Consider the following 21,727-nt stretch of genomic DNA (forward strand, 5'->3'; position numbering starts at 1 on the left):
TTGATTGTAAGTTCTTGTTTTACAGAGCACTGAATGAAGTATTAAAGTTAGTTAATAAAGCTCATTTTTTGTGCTACAAATGTTACACTTGTTCTGTCACATTAATTAGGAAGGGTTGATTTTTTAAATCAGAATCTGGATTTAAGAAGCTAGAGTATAGAAAGTTTTAAACGTTGAGGGTTTAGGCTTTCTTTTTTGATATCTTAAGCCGAAAGCAAAATAAATATCTAATGCGTTGAACGTTAAGAATTGATTAAGAGTTGCCCATTATTCTAGATCCTTTACGAATAATTTTTCTACTCTCTTTACCTTTGACTATTAAACCGCTATCCTCTAACCATACTATGGCACCAGTAGGACATCTCTGAATAGGTTTTTGTGTGTTATGATTTTCAGAATAATTAATTACGGGTAAATTATTTTTCATAGTAATTAACTCACCAGGGGCATCCATGGCACATTTACCACAGGCGGTACAACCCACCTGACAATCTTCAAGAATGGCTTCGCCTTGTTCAAGATTTTTACATGCTACCCAAAGTTTATGACTTATAGGTTGAAGGGAAAATAAGTCTTTAGGGCAAACCTCTACACAGTCACCACAGGCTGTACATTTCTCGATATCAATTATAGGGAGACCATACTCGTTCATGGTAATGGCATCAAAATCGCAAACAGATTCACAATCACCATGGCCAAGGCAACCCCAAAAACAGCCTTTACCTCCTCCAGAAACCAGATTAGCGGCTTGACAACTTTGAACACCAACATACTGAGCTCTATTAATAGCAACATTCGTCCCACCGGCACAAGCGAGACGCGCAACTTGTTTTTCTTCAGCTCCTAAAGCAACACCAAGAAATTCTGCTATAGACTGCCTACCTTCATCTGAACTCACGGTACATTTTCCAGGTAAAGATTTTTTAAGAACCAATGCCTCCGCGAACGGCCTACACCCCGGGTACCCACAAGCACCACAATTAGCATGAGGCAACATGTCTTCCACTTTGTCTATTCTTGGATCTTCATAGACAAATAGCTTTTTGTTTGCAACAATTAGCATTATTGCAAGAAGTAAGGTTAGGCCTCCTAGTGCGGCAATGGCAATAACAATGGACATATTAACTCATTAATTTAATGAAACATGATTCTCTTTTTTCAGACCAGTTTAAAAAATAATTTCAGCCCATTTTCTACCGGCAATTAATTCAGCTTTACGTAATCGCCATTTTTCTTCTGAACCTAAAATCTTAGAAAATGATTTATTGAGTTTATCAAGAATATTTGCATATCCTGCAACGTAAACATAGGTATTGGACTTAGAAAGCAATTCTTTAATTTCATCTGTTTGCCCTTCAATTGCTTTTTCTAAATCGATTGAATCTGCCCAATGTGGTCTCGGGCTTAATGCATGAAAAGCCTCAAATGTATCTTTGTCATAATAATTAGTAAGATCACCATCCTTATCATTTAAATATAGTAGCTCTAAGCCACTTCGAGCGCCGTAAAACAATCTTATTTTACCTTCCCAATCTTTCACATTTTTATAGATATGTTTGATAAAAGCACGGAAAGGAGCAATACCGGTACCCATACCAATGAGTATCATATTAGCCGCTTTATCTTCCGGAATTTTAAATGGTAATTGAAACGGACCGGTAAGTGTAATTTCATCACCTTTTTTACGATTGCATAAATAATGTGAAGCAACACCCTTATATTCTTCACCATTGAAATCATCAATATAAGAGCAACGTTTTACTAACATGGTAATTTTAGGATTACCATTTACTCGTGCAGGCAAATCAGCTACACTATACAGTCTGTGGTGATGCGTGTTTCCAAAATCACTAGTTACTTTTACCAATACACCAAAGCTTTGGTCTACTTCGCATTTAAATTCTGGATCTTTCACTTCCAATACAATCTCACGTACTTCCTCAGTGTCTTGAGGTGTTAATCGAGAGGTTTTTTTTACAACTGCTTTATACCTTTTTTCGGTATCAAAATCTAATAAATGTGCCATGTTTATTTTTTATTTTGTTGTTATTTTGTTATTCAATAAGGTTTATATTTCCTTTCTCTTTTCGTTCACAAACCGTGGTACAACCACAGTTTGAGCAACTTCTTCTTCCTGCTAAAACATCGTCTTCGTGATATTCGTCTTTAAACACCTTTTTCCATAATGTTTGTACAAGCATCCAAAGTATTGCTATTGCTACTATAAAACCAATTCCTATTGTAAGTGATTTAAACATTTGTTCTTCTTTTTAAGCGCCGAGACCTGCAAATCCCATAAAGCAAAGTGATAAAATACCTGCTATGAACAGGGTTAACGCCGTTCCTTTTGAAATCTTTGGAACGTCAGCAAAGTTTAACTGTTCTCTTAATCCAGCAATTAATACCAACGCTAACGTAAAACCAGCACCGGCACCAAGCGCATAGACTATACTTTCTAAAAAACCGTATTCTTTATTTGTTTGAAATAATGCCACACCTAGTATAGCACAATTGGTTGTAATCAATGGAAGGAAAATCCCAAGTGATTTAAATAGTGCGGGACTGATTTTTTTGATAAACATTTCTACTAGCTGAACCGTGGAAGCTATTACAACTATGTAACTAATTAGTTGTAAAAATGGTGCATCAATTGCAACTAAAAATGCATGAATTCCATAAGCACACATGGAGCTAATTAGCATCACAAACATTACGGCTGCTCCCATTTTTGTAGCCGTTTCCATTTTTCCGGACACTCCTAAAAATGGGCAGATACCTAGGAAATAGGCCAAAACAAAGTTGTTGACCAAACAGGCATTTAAAAAAATTGCACCTAAAGATTCCGTATTCATGATTTTGTTTTTCTTGTTTGTATCTTATTAATTATTAGCAACCAGATGGCCAGTGTAAAAAATCCACCTGCAGGTAGTATCATTACAATCCAACTTTGAAATCCGTTAGGAAACAGAGCGATATCGAATAAAGACCCATTACCAAGTATTTCTCTAACAGCGCCTAAGCAAAAGAGAGCGAACGTAAACCCAACACCCATTCCCAAAGCATCAAAAATGGATTTTGAGACCGTGTTTTTAGATGCAAAGGCTTCAGCTCTACTTAAAATCAAACAGTTTACTACAATAAGTGAAATGAACGCACCCAAACTTTTATGTAACTCAACACTGATGGCTTGAATAGCGTAATCTGTTACCGTCACAAAAGTGGCGATGATGAGAATATAGGAAGCTATACGCACCTGTTTAGGAACAAAATTTCGAAGTAAGGAGACTAAAATATTCGACATCAATAAAACAAAAGCTGTTGCTAGTCCCATAGCAAGCGCATTTATTGCTGTGTTGGAAACAGCTAATACTGGACACATTCCCAGTACCTGAACAAATACCGGATTGTCACGCCACAACCCTTTAATAAATTCATCGGTTGAGGTTACCTTTTGCTTTGATGAAGCACTATCATTGCTCATTATTTCGTTTATTTTTTATTATTCTTTTTATAATGATTACTTAGAATTGGAACTAATGTTGTTGAACTTGCCCCAATAATGTCTCCAATAGCTCTTGAAGAAATTGTGGCTCCAGTGATACCATCAATTTCCCAAGGATTTTGTTTCTCACCCTGTTTTACAGTAATAACTGTGTTGTTTATTTCTTTACTATCTGTTAAGCTAACATCCAATGCTTTAAAGTTGTTTAGAAATCGTTCGTCCTTTTCAATTTTATCTCCAAGCCCTGGTGTTTCTTTACTTTCTAAAACTTGAAATCCTATAATTATTTCCTCATCAGGTTTGTACCCATAAAGTATTCTAATAATGTCGGCATAACCTTGACCAGAAGCTTCAATGGCGTATCCTACAATGCTCTTTTGGTCATCGTATCCAGCATATACAGTTGTTTCTGCTTTTTCCCCTTCCTTAAGATCGAATAATTCCGATTTTTCATTTACACCAAATGCTTGCATACTGGCTGTTCCTGGTAACACTTCAAAAATTGCTCTTTCAAGAGCTTCAGCCTTTAAACGTTGAACACGCGGAAGTGTTAATTCAAAAGTGGACACAATAAGTAATGCACTCATAATACCAATACCTACCATAGCCAGTAACATTTTACTACTACTTGCTGGGTTTTGTGTTTTTATGTTAGCAACTTCACTCATGCCGCTTTTATTTTTCGTTTGGTTCCATATACCCTATTTTTAATAACGGAATCTATATGAGGAGAAATGGCATTGGCCAGCAGTATAGAATACATAACCCCTTCTGATAAACCACCCCAAATTCGTATTACAATTGTTAGAATACCTATTATAGCTCCATACACCCATAATCCGAGTGGTGTAATTGGAGATGAAACCATATCTGTAGCCATAAAAACAGCGCCAAGCATTAAGCCTCCTGAAAGTATCATAAATGAAGGTGAAGGATATAACTCACTATTGAATAGATAAAGTATACCACTTAATATAAAAGCACTCAATAAAACAGCAGCGGGAATTCTCCAAGACATCATATTTCGCGCAATTAAATAGATGCCTCCCAAAGCAATGATAATAGCACAGGTTTCTCCAGCAGAACCACTTACCTGACCAAAAGCTAACTCCATGGTTGAGGTTGAAACCCCATCAAACTTGAAGGCAGCAAGAGGTGTAGCCCCTGAAATAGCATCATATTGAGGTTCCATAAATGGAAACGTAAGTACTGATTTGGAGATAGTTGTGAATCGGTCAACGAGAAATGCTGGATACCAAGTAGTAATAGCTACTGGGAAAGCTGCCTGTAAAACAGCTCTTGCAACTAATGCAGGATTAAATACATTATAGCCCAATCCACCAAAAATATATTTACCTAAAGCAATTCCAATAACACCGCCTACAAAAGCCATCCATAGAGGAAAACTTGGAGGTAATGAAAGTCCTAAAAGTATCCCAGTGATTATTGCCGAATAATCATTAACCGTAGTTTCTTTTTTAGAAAGTTTACATAAAAGATGTTCGGTTAAAACACTGGCGAGTGTAGCAGTAAAAATGACTAATAATGCATTTAAGCCAAAAGCATAGACAGAGAAAAATACAACAGGCAATAAAGCCCACACCACATTTCTCATGATGTCTTCTGTACTTCGTCCTTTAACAATATGGGGAGACGAGCTTATGTCTAAAGTCTTTTTAAGCATCTACTTTTTCTTTTTTTATAGCTTCACGCTTTCTTACAATTTGTTTTGACAATCTGAAATACTGTACCAATGGAATATGTGACGGACATACATATGAACATGACCCGCATTCAAAGCAGTCCATTAGATTATAATTTGAAGCCATTTCATCATATGCCTCAAATTTTGCCAGTATGCCCAACTTTGATGGATTTAGTAAAATAGGACAGGCATCTACACAGGCTCCACATTTAATACAAGGATATGTTTTTGGAGACCTTTTAACATCTTTTTTAGTGAAAACCAGAATACCTGAAGTTCCTTTTACAATAGAGATATTAAGGTTTGAAACGGCTACACCCATCATGGGGCCACCCATGTAAACTTCACTTATTTCTTCATCAACCCCTACCTGTTCAAGAACAAAACGCAAAGGAGTTCCAATAGGAATAGTATAATTTCCTTTCTTTTTAACCCCGGGACCTGTAATGGTAATAACACGCTCCTGGATACCTTGTCCATGGGGCAGTAATCTACCAATCTCTGCTGTTGTAGCTACATTGACCACAACTACACCAACTTCTATAGGAAGCTTTCCAGATGGAATTTCTTCACCTAAAATTGCAGTGACTAACATTTTCTCAGCTCCTTGAGGATATTTTACAGGAAGTACTTTTATAGAAACAGGTAATCCTTCTGGAATATATTTTTCTAAATAATCTGCAGCATCTTGTTTGTTGGATTCAATACCAATTATGGCTTTTTTTGCTCCTGTTGATTTCAACAAATATTTAATGCCTGTGAAAATATCATTCTCCTGTTCTAACATGACCCTATGGTCTGTGGTTAGATAGGGTTCGCATTCAACACCATTAATAATTAATGTTTCACATTTTTTACCATCAGGAACTTTTAACTTCACATGTGTTGGAAAAGCGGCACCACCCAACCCCACAATTCCAGCATCTTGAATTCCCTGAAGAATTTCTTCAGGAGTAGCAGTTTCTGGATCAATTGGCTCTCCCTCAAGCACTTCTTGGGTTGAAGATGGAAAGGCTTCAAGAAAAATGCCTTGGGACATTTTTCCTGAAATGGTAGGAACATTTGCAATTTTCCGAATAGTACCTGAAACTGGAGCATGCAAAGGCACAGAAACATATCCCCCTGCCTTGGCTAACAATTGTCCGCGATGCACTTCCTGTCCCTCACGAACAACTATTTGCGAAGGCGCACCAATATGTTGCGCCATTGGTAAAATAATGACCGGAGGAAAGGGAAATTGCTTTATAGGCAATTTATTGGTTTCGTCCTTGCTTTCCGGAGGATGGATACCGTGCTTAAACGTATTTTTATGAAAATTGAAAAAGGCCATTATACCATTTGTATATTAATTATACTTCTCTCCTCTGCTAATCCATTTTTCCATATCCTTTGCCAATTTATCAGCAGGTAGCCCTGGATGAATGACACCAGCTGTACACTTTTCTGCTGCTTTAACAAGATCCTGGTAAGGTCCGGCTTTCGGATTCTTAATAAACGCTTTATTATCTGCATTGTATTCAAAAATCTTAGAGTTGATTTTTATACATTCATCACATGAAGTACATTCGTCTGTTTCTAGCCATGGCGCCATATATTCACCGTTAGATGATTCCTGAACGGACCCATTATTGTTTTCTGATGGTTTCCCCAGTGTCATTTTAAGAAAATCATTACCATTTCCACCGCCCGCAAGTTGCATAAGGCCTTGGGCAATATTTCCAACCACTTCGTTTCTTATCTTTTCTTCAAGATCTTCTTCTTCTGGTTTTTCTATTTCTACACCAGCAATATCACGTAGCATCAACCAGAAATCGCGTCGTTCTTCGCAAGAGTCAACAATAGGTTTCGCTACCAGTACCCGATTGAGTTTTTGATTTCTATCTACTGCCCAGATATATGGGAACTTGTCTTCACGCTTGTTGTCATCTAATTCTAAAAAGTCTGCTAACATCATCATATTATCATTCCAAGCACTTCTTGGTACTTTTCTGAAATGTTTTCTAAATCGGGCCTCGGTCAAAGCAAAGTCTGCAAAGGTCATTGGCAATTCCATACGTTGTTCCTGACCATATTCTAGATATTTTAGGTTGTACGTTGGCCAAATTTTATCCATGGCTGGATTTCCTGATAAATCAAAAGCTTCTTTAGCTTTTATTCCATGATCTGGATTATATTTGAAAATTGGATACGCTCTTGATTCTACTGCAAGTTTTGCTTGATGTGCACCTAAATCGTCGGCAACCCCATGTTCAGGTTGACAAGTTGTATATAGATTGAAAAGTGCAGGGCGTTTGGTCATTAAACCATCAATAAAGCCTTCAATCATTTGACTTGTATTGGCTAATGTGGCTTGCAGTACATAAGTATTTCTATGAGCCATAGCAATAAGACCAATCTCTTTTCTGGGCTCACTTTTTCCTTTCCATACTTTGCCATATTGAGCCATGTCTGAAACCTGGCCAATAAATCCGGAAGTACAGGCTTGACCACCTGTATTAGAATATACTTGCGTATCAACAACAATTACTTTTATTGGTTTTCCTGAAGCCATAAGACGAGATAAGTTTTGGAAACCAATATCATACATGGCACCATCACCTCCTAATGCAACCACTGGCGGACAAAGCAACCATTCTTCATCAGTAAACTGTTTCCAATTGAAGTAAGTAAAAAAGTCATCATGCTCGTCCGGATTGTATTTTCCTTCAAGTTCTAGTTCAGCCTTACGAATTGTTCTAAAGCCATCAGCCATTTTCGCCATATGACCTTCAAAGATTCCCATAGCCATAGAAGGAGAATCTTGGAATAAATGATTTGCCCAAGGGAATGGATACGGGTTAAATGGCCACGTACTACCCCAAACCGATGTACAACCAGTAGAGTTGAGCATACCCATGTTTGATCTACCTTTACCAGTAGTTCCATTGGTATATCTCCATCTAAGTTTTTTCAATTGAGCCAGTAGTTGAGTGACATCACGTAGCCATTCTTGATCAATAGGTTCACCACCCTGTTCAGATTCTAATCTACGGGTTATTTCAGCCATAGTTAAATCTGAATTTTGCATTTCAGTTACAATTTTAGCCATAGTTTCAGAATCGGTTAATTTCACTGGATTCATCAACTTTATCTGAATATGTTTTTCTAGCTTATCTGTTAATTCTTCCAAATACGCCATATGTTTTTCAATACGCGGCTGCATAAGAGATTCAACTGTTGCCGTGAAAATATGTACTACAGATTTTTCAGAACAACCTAAACAAGCACCATCTCCACTAGCAAAATTCAAGTAAGCATCTTTATTTAAAAGGATGGTTTCTAGTGGACCTATTTTTTCCTCAAGATCATCAATACGATTGAATTTTTGAGGCGTATTAGGTAAGTCTAACCAAAAATCCCATTCCTTGTTCAACCTTACAACGGAGCCTTCGGTTTGAGGTATTGTAATAAGAGCTCCATCATTACAGACTTTTACACATTCCATACATCCTTTACACGTAGTAGGGTTAATGGTTATACTGAATAACCCACCACTGTTTTCTTCTTTTTTCTCGTGTAAATCGTAATAAGGTCTGGTTAAAGCAAATTTAAACTCACCCAATTCATCTTTAAACCAATCGAATTCTTTGATTAATTCTGAACTGTTTTTAAACTCATCTAGCGTCATATCAATTCCATGTTGAATGAAATCATTAACGGTTTCTCCACTTTTTGAGGTAGAAAATAATTTCCGAACATGACCTTCCAGTTTTCTAACAGCTTTAGGGAGGTGTTCTACTTTTCCGTGACTCTTTTTCACACGTTTTACAATAGTGTCGAAAACATCAGACACTTCACTTACAAGTCCTGGTATAGCTGTGTCCGGACAAACGGTGTAACAGTCACCGCAGGCAGTACAGTTGTTAGGAATCCATTCTGGATGTTCAAAACGAATACCAGTCATATCTCTAAATACCGATGAAACCGCAGGCATAACACTTAATCCAATGAATGGGTCGGTAAGGTTATCGTTACCCATTCCTTTTAAATAGAAGTTTCCTGTTTGTTCCCAGAAACGATGAATATCACTAAGTTTAGACTCGCTTTGTGGAATTTCTTTTATCATTTTTGGTATTGGTACACCTTCAATAACACTTCCGTTTTTCTTGTTTTTGGTGCTCAATTCTTTGTTGGTAATTTCATGAACTTCATCGAAGCCACGTTTTACTACGCGCATATTATCGTCAACCACACGTTGACCTTTTGAACCGAATTTATGCTGTAATTGATCTTCAATGGCTTTCAATAGTTTTTCTTCAGAAAGTCCAGATTTCTTCATCAATGGTGAAGCAGCGAAAAATGCGCCTTGGAAAGCAATTCCTTGCATACGTAATTGTAATTCAGGGTCGGTGGCTTCCTCACGAGCAATTTTAAACCCGTCAATATAAAAGACATGAATATCATTATCTATAATAACTTTTTGGTAGTGTTCTGGAATTTCTGCCCAAACTTCACCTGGAGTATTTTTATCACTTTGGATAATAAAACTACCTCCTTTTTTAAGCCCAGCTAATGCGTTGGTGTGTTTAAAGACATTAGGGTCTGGTGATAGAACCACGTCTACAAAGTAATATTCACAATTTATTCTTATAGGTTCGGCAGCAGCGGCTAGGTAATAGGTAGTGGGTTGTCCTTTTTTCTCTGAACCATATTTTGGATTTGCCTTAATATTATAACCTAGTAACTCATATAGAGTCATTGCTAGATTTTTACCAGTTGTAATAGCACCCCAACCACCTATGGAGTGGAAACGTACGGTAATAGCATCTTTTGGCATGAGGTTAGGGTTTTCAGATCCCCTGACAGCCAATTCCTTAACACGTGGGTAAGATTCTTCTATAGTTTCTTGATATGCTTTTTGCTTTGGTGAAGCAGGTACTTTCTTAATAAAATCAATGGATAAGTAGAATTGTTTTTTTTGTTTACCATTTGGTAACATATTTTCAATAGCTCCAATGATACCCTCAGGTTGTAAGTCTCGGCTACCTAAACCAAAAGCTCCTGAGTATATAGCGGGTATATCTGATAAAGAATATGAAGTTAGTTCAGGATAAGGTTTCTGTTTTTTGTTGATTCCGTTTTCAATACACTTGTTTAACACAGAACGTACTTCGCGAGTGATTGGAGAATCAACTGCTAATGGTTGATCTAGTCGTTCTAAGATAGTTACGGCTTTCTTACCTTTTAGTATGTCTCCGAGCATATCTGATGGGAATGGTCTGAACATTACAAGGTCGACTACTCCAACTTTAATTCCGCGAGTTTCACGTAAATAATCTACAACTACTTCGGCGCTTGGAATTAGACTTCCTTGACCTAAAATGAGATAATCGGCATCCTCTACTTTATAAGTCATAACACGTTTATAGCGTCTACCAGTAAGTTTGTAGTACTCCTCAAAAGCTTGATCTGTTAATGCTTGAATGTGATCAAAAAAGAACGGGCGTTGGGCAGCAACACTTTGCATATAAGAATCCTGATTTTGTACAATACCAGCCATTAATGGATTGTCTACATCCCAAATTTCAGGAATACGTCTACGTGTTTCGCCATAAATAATACGTTGGGCAGGCGTTGGAGTGTCAATGATATCATCAGGCCGCCCTAGGTATTCTTTTATCAGTTCGCGTTCTGGTAGTAGAAACGACTCTATTAAATGAGTAGTCAAAAACCCATCTTGAGCAATAATACCAGGGGTAAGTGCTAATTCTGCAATGCGGTGAGCAATGATGTTCAAATCAGCAACATGTTGCGCTTTTTTAGCAAACATTTGAAAGAATCCAGTGTCATCAACAGCGTGATAGTCATCATGCCCTGCGTGAACATTTAATGTAGATTTAGTCATGGCACGAGCACCTATATTTAGCACATAGGTAAGGCGTTTACCAACGGCAGCATATAGTGATTCGTGCATATAAGCAATCCCCTGACCAGAAGAAAAGTTAGCTGCACGCAACCCCGTCATTGATAAACCTGCGGTTACTGCAGCAGCAGCATGCTCGCCTTCAGGTTCAACAAATATTAAAGGTTTATCAGAAATGTTCAAGTGCCCTTTTGCAGCTGCATCTGCCCAATATTCACCCATTTGAGTTGAAGGTGTGATAGGATATGCACCCGCAGCATCGGTAGACTCACGTTCACACATGATTGCTGCTGTGTTTCCATCAGTAGCAATAGGTATGCCAGGATACTTAAACTCTGTTAACTTGTTCTTCTTTGCTAATTTCTTTTTTAAAATCGACGTGCCCATAAGATGAGAATTTTAATGTATTATTTAGTGGTTTGTTGCCAATAACTATTATATAATGAATCAACTATTTTCTGTACAGTTGGTAAATAAATACAGTTTCCACCTGATTAAATTCAGTACTATATTCACATCCTCATATATTATATAGTACTCAAATCAAAAAGATTGAGCTTTCTGTTGATGGGTTGACAGTTTTTCAACAAAAATCTACAGTGTCATCTTCATTAATAGTTAGTGGTATTTAATCAGCTATACTGTAGTATATATGTCAAAGCGGGATTTAAAATTATTTAAATATAAGTTCTCATTTTATGACATTTGTCAGGAACAGCCAGAATTGTATGATTACAAGAAGTTTTGAAAAGAAACTTATTCTGATAAAATTGATTGAAAGGGAATAAAAAAAGCCTTTATCTAAAAAAGATGAAGGCTTTGTACTCAAGGTGGGAATCGAACCCACACTTCCGAAGAAACTGGATTTTGAATCCAGCGCGTCTACCAATTCCGCCACTTGAGCATTTCGGATAGCAAAAATAAATATTTTTCTAAGAATAAAGCCAAAAATACCAGTCAATATACTTTTTAGGTTAAAATAAATGTATAAATTTGCACCTCGCTTGAAAAAGCAGTGCTTAAACACTAAAAAACAACACGTTAACCATGCCTATTGTAATTACTGAAGCTAAAATTTTTGCTTGCACCCAAAGTATTGAGCTAGGGGAAAAAATAGCTAAAGCTTTTGGGGCTGAATTGGGTAATGTAATTACTTCTACTTACAGTGATGGTGAATTCCAACCATCATATGAGGAATCCATACGTGGTACTAGGATTTTCATTATTGGGTCTACACACCCAAGTCCAAGAAATTTAATGGAAATGTTGTTAATGATTGATGCTGCAAAACGTGCTTCTGCTAGACATATTACAGCCGTAATGCCCTATTTTGGATGGGCAAGACAAGATAGGAAGGATAAACCACGTGTGCCAATTGCTGCAAAAATGATAGCTAAAATGCTAGAAACAGCTGGTGCTACACGAATTATCACCATGGACTTACATGCTGACCAAATTCAAGGGTTCTTTGAGAAGCCTGTTGATCACTTGTTTGCATCTACCATTTTCCTGCCTTATTTAAGAAGTTTAAATCTAGATAATCTTACTATTGCTTCTCCAGATATGGGAGGTTCAAAAAGAGCTTATGCCTATTCTAAAGCTTTAGAGAGTGATGTTGTTATCTGTTATAAGCAACGTGCCAAAGCCAACGTGATTTCTCACATGGAGCTCATTGGAGATGTTACCGGTAAAAATGTAGTCCTTGTTGATGACATGGTAGATACCGCTGGAACACTTACCAAAGCTGCAGACTTAATGATGGAACGCGGCGCATTAAGTGTTAGAGCTATTTGTACACACCCAGTTTTATCTGGAAAAGCTTACAAAAACTTAGAAAACTCAAAATTAGAAGAACTTATAGTTACAGACTCTATACCTTTAACACAACAAAGTGATAAAATTAGAGTATTAAGTTGTGCAGATTTGTTTGCTGAAGTTATGGAAAAAGTGCACAACAACCAGAGTATAAGTTCAAAATTCGTAATGTAAATTAATAATTAAACTTAAATAGAAATGAAAACGACTTGAAATATAAATTATGTTAAAATCCATTAATAAGATTTTATTTCAAAAAGTTTACATAATACCTTTTTTAATAATAAATAAACAACAATTATGAAATCAATTACAATCAACGGATCTCAAAGAGAAAGCGTGGGCAAAAAAGCAACAAAGGCCTTACGTAATGCTGGACAGGTTCCTTGCGTATTATACGGAGGGGATAATCCAGTGCATTTCTCTGCACCTGAATTAGCTTTCTCTAAACTGGTTTATACGCCTAATGCGCATACAGTTGTAATTAGCTTAGATAATGGTGAAACTTTTAACGCAGTATTACAGGATATTCAATTTCACCCTGTAACCGATGCTATTCTACACATAGATTTCTATCAGTTATTTGAGAATAAAGAAATCGCTCTTGACATTCCTGTAAACCTTGTTGGTAACTCAAGAGGTGTTAAAAATGGAGGTGTATTAAGAAGAAACAACCGTAAATTACGTGTTAAAGCACTTCCAGCAAACTTACCAGACTTTATAGAGGTAGATATTACACCACTTAAAATTGGAGGTAAAGTTTACGTTGGTGATTTACCAAGTGATGATTACAAATTCTTGCACCCAGACAACACAGTAGTATGTCAAGTAAGAACTTCTAGAACAGCTGTTGCTGATGAAGACGATGATGAAGAAACTACTGAAGAAGGAGCAGAAGCAGCAGCAGAAGCTACTCAAGAATAGAGTAACCCTTTTAATTATAAAAAAGCATCCTGTTTTCAGGATGCTTTTTTATTTTTACCAAACAAATATTTGGGCGTTCCCTATCGGGTCGGGCTTTCCACGTTACATGGTAACTTGTTGCAATCCCTAACGCAAACCAATTTAGTCTCATTACTGTAGCATTGTTCTAAGTATTAAACTATGTGCCAATTTTTTAAAAGATTATTTAGAAAGAACCCTAGAGAAACACAAGAAGACCTCATGAAAAAATTTTTAATAGTTGGTTTAGGTAATATTGGAGAAAAATATGAAAATACTCGCCACAATATTGGGTTTAAAGTTTTAGATCATTTTGCAAAAAAAGAAGATTTATCATTCGAGCCTCAAAAACTAGGGGATTTAACTACCTATAAATTGAAGGGGAGAACTTTTATTTTTTTAAAACCAAGCACTTACATGAATTTAAGCGGGAAAGCTGTATTATACTGGTTAACTAAGGAGAAAATTCCTTTAGAAAACTTGCTTGTTGTTACAGATGATTTGAATCTTCCTTTTGGAAGTATCAGACTAAAAACAAAAGGAAGTGATGGAGGGCACAATGGCCTAAAGGATATTCAGGATAAATTAAATACCACAAAATATAACCGTTTTAGGTTTGGTATAAGTGATACTTTTAGTAAAGGCAAACAAGTAAATTATGTATTAGGACAATGGAATGAAGAAGAAAATGACAAACTCCCTGAGAGGTTAGACAAATCTGTAGATTTAATTAAATCTTTTGTTTTGGCTGGTGTAAATGCAACCATGAATATGTTTAATGGGAAATAAAGTAGTATGTCATTCTGAATTTATTTTCAGAATTTGAAACTAGTTCAGATCGACAAATGTGTAGTTTTTTAGACAGCCTCTTTATCTAATAATAATCTTTTTAGTAGTTTTCCTAATACCATCACTTACATTCAATATATACATGCCTGATTGTGCATGACTCATATTTATAGATTCATTAAAGCTAGTAACATTGAGATATTCTTTTGAGTAGATAGTTCGACCTCTCAAATCATAAATTTCTAAATCAATTGTACTTGCCGAAGCATTGCTAAATTTAACAGTAAAGTCTCCCCTATTAGGATTTGGAAAAACTGTTAAGTTATTGACAAAATCATAAAAGTCTGGGTTGCTTAATGTCACTGTTGTAGTACATAATTCAATAAACCAAGAGTTAAGAGTTCCTGTATCATCAGTTGCAAGATCAATCACCCCTAAATCCCAATCTCCTGATGGGTTTTCACCATTAAATGTGCTTAGTGGATTCTCGGGTTTGTAAACTTCATTACCCTCTGTATTAGCACAATCAATTGTACTAGCATAATCATCAAACGTAATAATTAAACTACCCGATGAACACGACCCTGGAGTTATTAAGTTTATTGCTGTAGATTGCGGACTTAAAAGAGCAATTTGTAGATCTCCTTTATAAGTATGAGTAATATCAACCCCAATATTAATATCTGTTATAGAAGTTGATTCGCTAACTGTAATTTTACTTCTCTGAAATGAGGAGCCTCCATCTATTATTGTTAAAGGAAGATCCGTCCCCCCAGAATAAATATTACAAGTTTCTGTAACTGTGTAGCCAATAGCAAAATCTACTTCATTGATATTGAAAAATATATTTTCAGCAGGGTCAGCTTCAACCATAATTCTACAAAAAGGTGCTGCTACGCCTGCTGGTAAAGTGACTTCTGCACTTCCGTCATTAGAAGTCGAATCTAGTAATAGATAAGGATAAGTAAGACCCCCATCAATAGACAGCTTTATATTTACATTAGTTGTATTTATTGGGTTCGAGTCTGTACCAGCTACATCCCATTCTACAGTTTGCGTACTTCCAACAGTATAACTTATTCCTAAAGTATTTTGTGAGGTTACCTTAAAAGCACCTCCATTATTCACAACATTAACTTGCATACCATCAGTTGCTGTTTGGCCATAAGCACTTACACCAGAACCGTTATCTCTAACGGTTAATTGAAAGTTTAAAGTTCTAGGCACAGATGCTAGTTTTTCCCAGGTAGTAGAACCATTAGAAATTCTTAAATCTTCAAAACTTGGAATATACCTTACCGGATTTGTGGTTGGATATAGAGACCTCACCAACGGCCCCGTCGTACTACTTTCAGTAATACTACCTTGACTAGCTGCTAAATCGTATTGTTCCCATGTGAAAGTATGTGTACCAGTACCATCATCATCACTAGAAGAACCTGTTAATTTATAAGGTGTTGAAATAGGGATGCTATAGTCATTACCTGCATTGGCAATAGGAGCATTGTTTCCTGCCGAGGACTCTTCATCACAGCTATTTGAAGAAATATTAGCCCATATTTCCTGTATGCTTATTTGATGAAAATAATCATCGCCGTTTGATTGCACATTATCAGGGGCACATAAACCCGCATATGCCATGATAGTAGAGCCACTACCAGGCTCATAAGAACTTGATGGAGACCATTGTTGATTGGGTGGATCTGCAACTACACACGCACCATTCTCACTACTCCAAGTATGTCTTGCTCCAAATTGATGCCCCATTTCATGAGCCACATATTCTACATCAAAAACGTCTCCTGTTGGATTAGGTAGTCCAGTAGCTCCTTTCGCTTTAGTAACACTATTACAAGGCCCATTCAATGTTGCTAGCCCTCCATTATCTGTACAAAACACATGACCTATATCATAACCATTTGAACCGAGAGCATTGTCAATTGCAGTCTGATTAGCATTTAACATGGTTTGATTAACGGTATTCTCATAAGGATCAGTATCAGGGTCTAAAAAAATAATGCTTGTATTATCTACCATTGTCATAGTCAAAGATAAATCGCGTTCAAAAATTCCATTCACACGATTCATGGTCACCATCATCGCTGCTATTACTGCATTTTTCTTATTCGTATCAGAAGCTCCTGGAGGCAAATTAGCGCCGTTTGAACCCCAATGGTATTCGGCATATTCGGCAGTACAGGCCAAAGCTAACTCATAGGTTCTTAGGGTGCCATCATTTGCATTAAGAGATTCAAGTGCTTTTATATTTGAACTCAACTTAGCTTGATTAAGGTCATCAATAAATTTGCATTCAAAGGAATTTTTATTCGGTTCTAAATCAGCCTTAGCATAAATCATATAATTTTTAGTTCCGTAGCTAACAGGGTCAATAAACTCAACAGGTTTGGTAGGAGACAATGTCATTCCATGAAATCCTTTTGGAGTGATACTAAAACGAATCATTGCACCCGAATTATTAACATGTTCCCCTATATAACACCTCATATTAGGATGTTTTTCTTGAAAATTCTCTTCAAATAAAGGAGCTTCTTTAATTCTGTATGGTTGTAATTGTCCATTCTTATCTGGAAAACTTAGTATTATTCCAGATGTCTTTTTAGAATTTTTTCTACTGGGTATATTTTTCAAAAGTGTTGATAGCCTTACTAAATCCAACTGATAATATTTAGCTTTTTTTATTTCTTCTTTTTGTGAAAGTTTTGATTCCTTTAAAGCATTCTCTCTTGAAGTCTTTACCCAAATAGATGAATTTTCTTGGGCATAAAAATTAATCGAGAATAAGAAAAGCAGCAGGTATAAACCAATATATTTGCAGTAAGTTTGTTTCATATTGCACGATTTAGACAAAATGATAGACTCTAAAAATAGCTTCAAATATTATGAATAACAAAAATAGTCGCTGTAAATTAAGAAATAGCAGACATTTAACCCCTTGCTTTTTAGTGTTTTTTTCTGTTATCATATCCTTTTTAAGCTGTAAATCAAAAAATAATTTACCTAGTACCTCTTCGGATACAATTAGTAAATTATGGTGCCCTGAGAGTGATTTTTGTGAACTAGAAATATTGATTGATAAACATTTGCAACTAAAGAAGGACAAATTTGGAATGTCTTATGTTGAGATAAGTGAGGGTAATAAAATTATTCTAAAGTTCAAATATAAGAGAACGGAAAATCTAGATCTTTCAGACTCTAACTATAGAGAAGAAGTGTTTGTTATTCTAGATCCAAACGAGGTAGAACTTGAAACTAATAATTTTAAACGTACTCCAATAATCTTTGGACGCTGGTGTTTTTGTAAAGGGCAAGCTGGAAATTTTGGAGTTAGAAAAGGTAAGCTCTCAATAAAGAAACTAAAAAATAATTTTTACCATCTTAAATTAAATTTTAAAGTAGATGAAGTGCCTCAAATAATCTCAAATATCAACCATGTTTTTAATTTATCAGTGTGATAGTAAAATATATGTTAATACCTTTCAAACTTAATATTTAAAAACCCTTGAAATCATTTATGTTAAAACTAAACTCCTTCTCTGACAAAAATCTGTAGAATTTATTAAACATATTTTTATTCGTCTAAAGCATTTTCAGAAATACTATTTTATTTAACAACAATCTTTTTAAGGGATTTTTTTACACCATCACTTACATTCAAAATATACATGCCAGATTGAACAAATGGGATGTTTATATGTTCATGAAAGTCACCAGTTACTTGAAAAGTTTTATTAAAAAGAAACCTTCCTCTGGCATCAAACATTTCAATAGTTATATTTCTGTTTAACGAACCATTTAGTTTAATAGTAAACATTCCACTATTAGGATTTGGGTAAACAACAAAATTCTCAAAACCAAATTGTTCAATATTTTCTGTTGGAAGAACAACAAGCATATAATCCTCTACTTCACCATCACCACCATTGGCAGTAGGCACTAATGGAGTGCCATCATATCCTGTAACAACTCTCATAACAGTACTTCCTAAAACCGCATCTAGAGGAACAGCTATAGATAAAGGAGAATTACCTGTAGCCGAATTGCTAACATTGGTAGCAGTGCCTAAATCATATTCTTCACCTGCGTCAACAAAACTGCCATTTTGATTCCAATCAATCCACACTTTGGTATCGGTAGTAAAATTACCTTCGGTACTTACATTAACTGTTAAGTTGTAGGCACTCTCTCTACTCAGTTCTGTTGAAATAGTTGTGTAATCTGAATAGTCTTCAACCTTGGTAGATGGATTGTTTATGGTGTTTAATTGCACTAAATTTATTGAGGTTTCAAAAGCTGTATTTGGCAATACGTTAATAGTATAATCTTCTACTTCACCATCAAACCCATTTTCACAAGACGTTACAACGCCATCATCTTTATATTTTGTTGATACTCTCATGGTAGTGTTTCCTGTGGCTGCTGTTGCAGGAACTGTAATAGAAAGTGGTGTATTAACTGTTGGTCCATTAGATACATTAGTAGCATCACCTAAATTATATTCTTCTCCAGCATCATCAAAACTACAATTTTGATTCCAGTCAATCCAAACTTTAGTATTGGTAGTAAAGTTACCATCAGTATTCACATTAATCCTTAAATCATAAGATACATTTCTATTTACATTGGTTGTTGTTGCAGTATAATTACTATATCCAGAAGGTTTTCCAGAAGATTGGTTAATAGTATTAAACTGAACCAAAGTTGTACTCGTATTGTATTCGGTATTAGCTATAGAGGTACAAACACCATTGTAAAAAGGAAAATTAAAGTCTTTATTTTTTGTAATGGAAGTTGAGGTTCCAGTAACCGTAATGATATAATCATTTTGTGGAACGCTATTCAAGTTAGAAACCGTCATGGTGACAGTTCCTGAAGTGTTCAAGCTTGTTGGTGAAAATGATACTGCAGATCCAGAAGGATTTCCAGAGGCACTAAACGTTACCGTTTCGGAAAAACCATTGGCAGCTACATAATCAAAATTAAAAGTGGCTACAGAGTCTCCGCATGCTAGGGGCGACAGGGTTTCATTAACCACAAAAAAGTCTGGGTTTTGAGAAATAGAAAAGTTAAAATCAGAGACATCATAAAAAATATTATCTGCGGCCTCAACTAATATTCTAGCCTGATTAGTGTCTGCTATTGCAGGAACAGTATAGTCAAAAGTCCCATCATTAGGAGTGCCACTTGCAATAACCGTAGGAAATGTAACCCCACCGTCTGTTGATAAAAGGATATTGACATTCTGACAATTAATTGTGGCATTTGTAGTTTCGCCAACTAACCAAGTAATAGTTTGATTACTACCCTGAGCCCATGATACAGGATTTTCAACTGAAAAAGGTGTAACATCTTCAACTACAATTTGCATAGTATCAAAACTAGATTGTCCTCCTGTTGATGTGCTTGGTGTTCTATCTCTTACAGTGAGCGCCCAGTTTAGAACTCTAGCCACAGAGGCTACAGTCTCCCAATCGCTCCCCAAAGTAGGGTTTGTTTGTTCAACATTTCCATTTAAAACACTATTAAATCTTGGGATGTATCTATTGGGTGAACTTGTTGGGGGTAAAGACCTATTCATTGGTCCTGTGGTTAATGCAGGTCCAAAATTTAAAAAATTAGTAATACCACTATCAATTTGTTCCCAACAATAAGTTAAATTATCAGTACCATCAGGGTCTGTTGCAGTGCCTCTTAAAACGTAGGGTGTTCCTTTAGGGATGTTGTAATCACTTCCAGCATCAGCACTTGGAGGATTATTAGAAATAGTTTCAGTGGTTTGACAATTTTTACCTGCTAAATTATTTAGAATTTGTTTGATACTATGATAATGAAAATAGTCATCACCATTCAACTCAACATTGTTAGAACCCTCTAAACCTGCATAAGCCATGATGGTAGAACCACTTCCTGGTTCTGATTGAACACTTGTTCCTTCATTTTCAAAAGCCCAGGTATGATTAGCTCCCATTTGATGTCCTATTTCATGAGCTACAAAATCAAGGTCGAATAAATCACCTTGAGGCACACCATTTGAGGGAGATGTAAAAGCACTACCTTTAGAGTTATTATTGCACACACAACCTATACAACCTGCATTACCACCACCACCAGAGGCTCCAAAAAGGTGACCGACGTCATAATTAGCCTCACCTATTTCACTTGTTAGGGTTGATTGTACTTCACCAGACCAAGCACCGTTAACTCCAATATTAGCATCGGAATAAGGGTCCGTACCCGCATTGGTATAAATAACAAGGTTGTTGTTAGCAATTAACTCAAAAGTAACGGCCATATCAGTTTCAAAAATTTCGTTCACTCTTGTTAAAGTAGCATTTATGGCAGCTAAAGCAGCCGCTACGGTACCGCCATGAAAGTTGGTGTATTCACCAGTGGTTGAAATTGCAATTCTAAATTTTTGCAGGGTTTGGTCATTAGCTCCACCTTCATCAGCTTTTAAGTTAAAATTATTGTTTTGTAAACTTTTACTTAAGTTATCAATCGTTTTACACTCTAGTTTTTTACTATGTTTTCGTGAACTTTTGTTGTATAAAATATAAATGTCAGAACCGTTTTCAAGAGGTTGCATGAATACATTAGGTCTATCTATATAGGTAATCATGGTTTGAATTCCTTGAGGGGAGGAACTCATCCTTAACCTTGCACCAGGATGATCTAAACTAAAACCAATAAAAGACTTAATTTCAGGAAATTTTTCTGAGAGCTCTTTTGCAAAAATGGGTGCTTCGTAAATTTTAAAACGCTCTAATACGCCCTCAATCCCAGGTATTGAAATAATAGTATTCTCTTCGTTCAGTTTAGATGACCTGAGAGGAACTTTTAATGTTTGCTTTTTAAATAGATCTGAATTAAACTTGAAAAAATTGGCGCTACTTTTATCTATTTCAAACTTTAAAAGACTTTTGTTATTTTCAATAGCTTTTAGTTTTTCCCATGTAGTATTTTGGGCAGTAGCTGAAAATGCCATTAAAAACATTGCTATTGAAAAAACATAATGTAGTTTTGCTTTCATAAAGATTTTGGGCAATTCTTTTTT

Annotated in this window: 15 protein-coding genes and 1 tRNA gene; 4 read left to right on the forward strand and 12 right to left on the reverse strand. The window is 35.9% G+C overall.

All coding sequences use genetic code 11. The annotated features are described in order from the left end of the window. Positions 1-253 precede the first annotated feature (253 nt). The 10 genes from DFQ02_RS03030 to DFQ02_RS03075 form a co-directional block, all read right to left on the reverse strand. Positions 254-1,120: an RnfABCDGE type electron transport complex subunit B gene (locus tag DFQ02_RS03030; protein WP_116039494.1), complete on the reverse strand. Its 867-nt coding sequence runs from the start codon at positions 1,118-1,120 to the stop codon at positions 254-256. Between the two features lie 48 nt (positions 1,121-1,168). Further along, positions 1,169-2,026 carry a ferredoxin reductase domain-containing protein gene (locus DFQ02_RS03035; protein WP_116039495.1) on the reverse strand — a complete coding sequence of 286 codons (858 nt, stop codon included), beginning with the start codon at positions 2,024-2,026 and terminating at the stop codon, positions 1,169-1,171. Between the two features lie 28 nt (positions 2,027-2,054). Then, positions 2,055-2,258 (reverse strand): hypothetical protein, encoded by a 204-nt coding sequence (locus DFQ02_RS03040; RefSeq protein WP_116039496.1) that lies wholly within the window; start codon positions 2,256-2,258, stop codon positions 2,055-2,057. A gap of 12 nt (positions 2,259-2,270) precedes the next feature. Beyond that, the gene (locus tag DFQ02_RS03045; RefSeq protein WP_116039497.1) at positions 2,271-2,852 is read right to left on the reverse strand and encodes an electron transport complex protein RnfA; all 582 of its coding nucleotides are present in this window, start codon (positions 2,850-2,852) and stop codon (positions 2,271-2,273) included. Beyond that, positions 2,849-3,481: an electron transport complex subunit RsxE gene (gene rsxE, locus DFQ02_RS03050; RefSeq protein WP_116039498.1), complete on the reverse strand. Its 633-nt coding sequence runs from the start codon at positions 3,479-3,481 to the stop codon at positions 2,849-2,851. The genes DFQ02_RS03045 and rsxE overlap by 4 nt, the downstream gene beginning before the upstream one ends. A gap of 8 nt (positions 3,482-3,489) precedes the next feature. Beyond that, positions 3,490-4,170 (reverse strand): FMN-binding protein, encoded by a 681-nt coding sequence (locus tag DFQ02_RS03055; protein WP_116039499.1) that lies wholly within the window; start codon positions 4,168-4,170, stop codon positions 3,490-3,492. After that, positions 4,167-5,186 carry an RnfABCDGE type electron transport complex subunit D gene (locus DFQ02_RS03060; protein WP_116039500.1) on the reverse strand — a complete coding sequence of 340 codons (1,020 nt, stop codon included), beginning with the start codon at positions 5,184-5,186 and terminating at the stop codon, positions 4,167-4,169. The genes DFQ02_RS03055 and DFQ02_RS03060 overlap by 4 nt, the downstream gene beginning before the upstream one ends. After that, positions 5,179-6,537 carry an electron transport complex subunit RsxC gene (gene rsxC, locus DFQ02_RS03065; protein ID WP_116039501.1) on the reverse strand — a complete coding sequence of 453 codons (1,359 nt, stop codon included), beginning with the start codon at positions 6,535-6,537 and terminating at the stop codon, positions 5,179-5,181. Before rsxC ends, DFQ02_RS03060 begins: the two co-directional genes overlap by 8 nt. Positions 6,538-6,552: 15 nt before the next feature. Continuing rightward, positions 6,553-11,496, reverse strand: a complete 4,944-nt coding sequence (locus tag DFQ02_RS03070) for a 2-oxoacid:acceptor oxidoreductase family protein (protein WP_116039502.1) — start codon at positions 11,494-11,496, stop codon at positions 6,553-6,555. 435 nt (positions 11,497-11,931) lie between these two features. Continuing rightward, positions 11,932-12,013, reverse strand: a tRNA-Leu gene (locus DFQ02_RS03075). A gap of 143 nt (positions 12,014-12,156) precedes the next feature. On the opposite strand from DFQ02_RS03075, the gene DFQ02_RS03080 reads away from it, so the two are divergent. The 3 genes from DFQ02_RS03080 to pth all read left to right on the forward strand — a co-directional run bounded on the left by DFQ02_RS03080 (position 12,157) and on the right by pth (position 14,655). After that, on the forward strand, positions 12,157-13,098 hold the full coding sequence (locus DFQ02_RS03080; protein WP_116039503.1) for a ribose-phosphate pyrophosphokinase: 942 nt from the start codon (positions 12,157-12,159) through the stop codon (positions 13,096-13,098). 126 nt (positions 13,099-13,224) lie between these two features. Next, a complete protein-coding gene (locus DFQ02_RS03085; RefSeq protein ID WP_116039504.1) occupies positions 13,225-13,848 on the forward strand; it encodes a 50S ribosomal protein L25/general stress protein Ctc in 624 nt (207 codons plus the stop codon). 180 nt (positions 13,849-14,028) lie between these two features. Then, a complete protein-coding gene (gene pth, locus DFQ02_RS03090; protein ID WP_116039505.1) occupies positions 14,029-14,655 on the forward strand; it encodes an aminoacyl-tRNA hydrolase in 627 nt (208 codons plus the stop codon). An 81-nt stretch (positions 14,656-14,736) separates the two neighbouring features. Here pth and DFQ02_RS03095 read toward each other — a convergent pair whose 3' ends face one another. Next, positions 14,737-17,505, reverse strand: a complete 2,769-nt coding sequence (locus tag DFQ02_RS03095; RefSeq protein WP_116039506.1) for a zinc-dependent metalloprotease — start codon at positions 17,503-17,505, stop codon at positions 14,737-14,739. Positions 17,506-17,555: 50 nt separating this feature from the next. Here DFQ02_RS03095 and DFQ02_RS03100 point away from each other — a divergent pair, with 50 nt between their 5' ends. Further along, entirely contained in the window at positions 17,556-18,128 is a 573-nt protein-coding gene (locus DFQ02_RS03100; RefSeq protein WP_147297723.1) for a hypothetical protein, read from the forward strand. Positions 18,129-18,277: 149 nt separating this feature from the next. Here DFQ02_RS03100 and DFQ02_RS03105 read toward each other — a convergent pair whose 3' ends face one another. Next, on the reverse strand, positions 18,278-21,703 hold the full coding sequence (locus DFQ02_RS03105; protein ID WP_116039508.1) for a zinc-dependent metalloprotease: 3,426 nt from the start codon (positions 21,701-21,703) through the stop codon (positions 18,278-18,280). Between the last annotated feature and the right edge of the window lie 24 nt (positions 21,704-21,727).

The organism is Seonamhaeicola aphaedonensis, assembly GCF_003386195.1.
GTDB lineage: Bacteria > Bacteroidota > Bacteroidia > Flavobacteriales > Flavobacteriaceae > Seonamhaeicola > Seonamhaeicola aphaedonensis.